The sequence below is a fragment of the Chitinimonas sp. genome, from assembly GCF_041904975.1.
Classification (GTDB): domain Bacteria; phylum Pseudomonadota; class Gammaproteobacteria; order Burkholderiales; family Chitinimonadaceae; genus Chitinimonas.
The window spans coordinates 1-2,503 of record NZ_JAYRLZ010000415.1; the positions used below are offsets into that span (position 1 = coordinate 1).

Sequence of the window (2,503 nt, forward strand, 5' to 3'; positions counted from 1 at the left end):
GAAAACGCAGCGGTCTGCGCCGCTGCGGAAGTAATGCGATTGCTGCCGGCACAGCAAAATGTGCCGGCGGTGCGCCTGGCTTAAATGGCCTTGGCCTTTACATAGCTGCCCGGCGCTGCCTCAATCGTCCTGTATTTGCGATTGCCCGCGGTCTTGGGCGCCGCCACACGCTTACCCGACTTGGGCTGCAGCCATAGATCCCAGTCCTGCCACCAACTGCCAGGGCGGCTTTCTGCGCCGTCCAGCCAGCTATCGCAGGAGGCCGGCAGGTTCTCGTTCACCCAGTAGTTGCGGCGATTGCTGCTCACCGGGTTGATCGAACCGGCAATATGGCCGGAGGCGCCCAGCACAAAGCGCACTGCCTTGCCGCCCCACAGCTGCGTACCGCGATAGGCCGACTTCCACGGCACGATGTGGTCCTCGCGCGCGGCGAAAATATACACGGGCCAGTCGTAGCTCGACACATCGACCGGCACGCCGCACACCTGCATGCCGGCGGGCTTGGCCAGGTTGTTTTCCAGATACATATTGCGCAGGAAGAAGGTGTGCATCGGCATCGGCAGATTGGCCGAGTCGTTGTTCCAGTACAAAAGGTCGAACAGAGGCGGCGTCTTGCCCTTCAGGTAGTTGTTGACCACATAGTTCCAGATCAGGTCATTGGCGCGCAGCATCGAAAACGCGCGGGCCAGCTCCTTGCCACTGATCACGCCACCTTCGGCCAGCCGCGCTTCGCGCTCCTCCACCAGGGCACGATCGACAAACAATTTGATATCGCCCGGCTCGGTGTGATCGATCAAGGACGTCATAAAGGTGACGCTCTCGAACCAGTCAAGCTCACGCGCCTTCATCACCGCTAGGGTGGTCGCCAGGATCACGCCGCCGATACAGAAGCCCAGCACATTGATCTTGTCCTGCTTGGCAATCTCGCGCACCACCTCGGCCGCCTTGATCACCCCGTTCTCGACATAGTCATCCCAGGTGAGATGCCCGAGTTCCGGCGTGGTACTGCGCCAGGAGATCATGAACACCGTGTAACCCTGGGCGACAAAGTGCCGCACCATCGAGTTATCCGGCTGCAAATCCATCAGATAGTACTTGTTGACCGAGGGCGGTACGAACAGGATGGGCCGCTCGTACACCTGCTCGGTAGTCGGCGTGTACTGGATCAGCTGGAACAGCTCGGACTGGAAAACCACGCTGCCCGGGGTGATGGCCAGATTCTCGCCGACCGCGAACTGGGTTTCGTCGGTCATCGAGATATGGCCTTTCTCCATATCCAGCGCCAGCTGCTTCATGCCATCGGCAAGGCTTTGCCCCTGGGTATCCATGGCCAGCTTGATCACTTCCGGATTGGTCAGGGCGAAATTGGCCGGCGACAGTGCATCAATGAATTGTCGGGTGTAAAAAGCAGCTTTTTCGCGCGAGGCTTCATCCATCGGCACACCATCGACCACCTCGGTCAGCCATTTCGAGGTGAGCAAGTAGTTCTGCTTGATGAAGTCAAAGAAAGGGTATTCGGCCCACTCCTGTGCAGCAAAGCGACGGTCGCCTTTTTCAGCCGGCGCGACCTCGCCCACGCCCAAGAGGCCCATCCACAAATCCATCTGCTGCTTGTAATAGCCGCTTTGCAGATGCGCCAGCTGGACGGCACTACCCTTCATGCCCTCCATCAGTTGATCGAACACCTGCTTGCTAGCAGGCGGGGTGGCCGGCTGTATGCCGTTGACAAAGCTTTCCAATATCTTGCGATTGGTGTCGGTCAGCGAATGCAGGAATTCATTGAAACGGGCTGGATCGGCAAACGCGGTAGTGCTCGATTGGGTCAAGGCAGTCTCCTGGCGCGTGGCAGCTCGATCACCGCCATCGCTTGTTGCATTGCAGCAAAATGTTCGCGTCGGCATTTTAGACATGCGTTGCCTGCCGACACAAGCGACGATTTTGTGGCAGCGCAAGGCAAGTAAGCATGCAGTTTTTTGTTAATATTCCGGCCCTTAGCGCAGGAATGCGTGAATATTGCCGGACAGCAATTCAGGTAGCACTTGATGTTTGTTCGCTTACCTACTGATTTTCATGGATTTTCGGCAATCGCCTATGTATGATCAAAACCTCGCTTCAACGCTTTTTCGGAGATGTCGCATGACATTCCGCCTCTCCACCGCGGCAAATCTGTTGGCATTGGCATGTTTGCTGCTGGCAGCACCGGTCGAAGCCAGCCGTAGCGGCCAGCACAAGGCGCATGGCGCCAGCAGCCAAACCAAGGCAAGCAAGGGCAAGAAAGTCCGCTCCTCAGCCAAGGCGCAAAAGCTGGCTGCCGGCAAAGTCCGCAAAAACCATCTTCGTCGCGTTTCGGCACCGGCAAGCAGCCTGAATGCCTTCGCCGAACCCGCGCTGTACTCCAGCGCGGCCTTGGTGGTCAATGAATTGTCGGGCGAACATATCTTTGAAAAGAATGTGCAGTCCGTCACGCCGATCGCCTCGATCAGCAAGTTGATGACGGCCATTG

At 57.8% G+C, this 2,503-nt stretch carries 1 protein-coding gene and 1 pseudogene; one reads left to right on the forward strand and one right to left on the reverse strand.

Features of this window, described 5'->3' with window-relative positions:
• Positions 1-80: 80 nt before the first annotated feature.
• On the reverse strand, positions 81-1,826 hold the full coding sequence (locus tag ACE3OH_RS21615; protein WP_374358161.1) for a PHA/PHB synthase family protein: 1,746 nt from the start codon (positions 1,824-1,826) through the stop codon (positions 81-83).
• A gap of 310 nt (positions 1,827-2,136) precedes the next feature.
• Between ACE3OH_RS21615 and ACE3OH_RS21620 the strand changes: the two are divergent.
• Positions 2,137-2,503: pseudogene (locus ACE3OH_RS21620) on the forward strand (hypothetical protein); the annotation flags it as partial.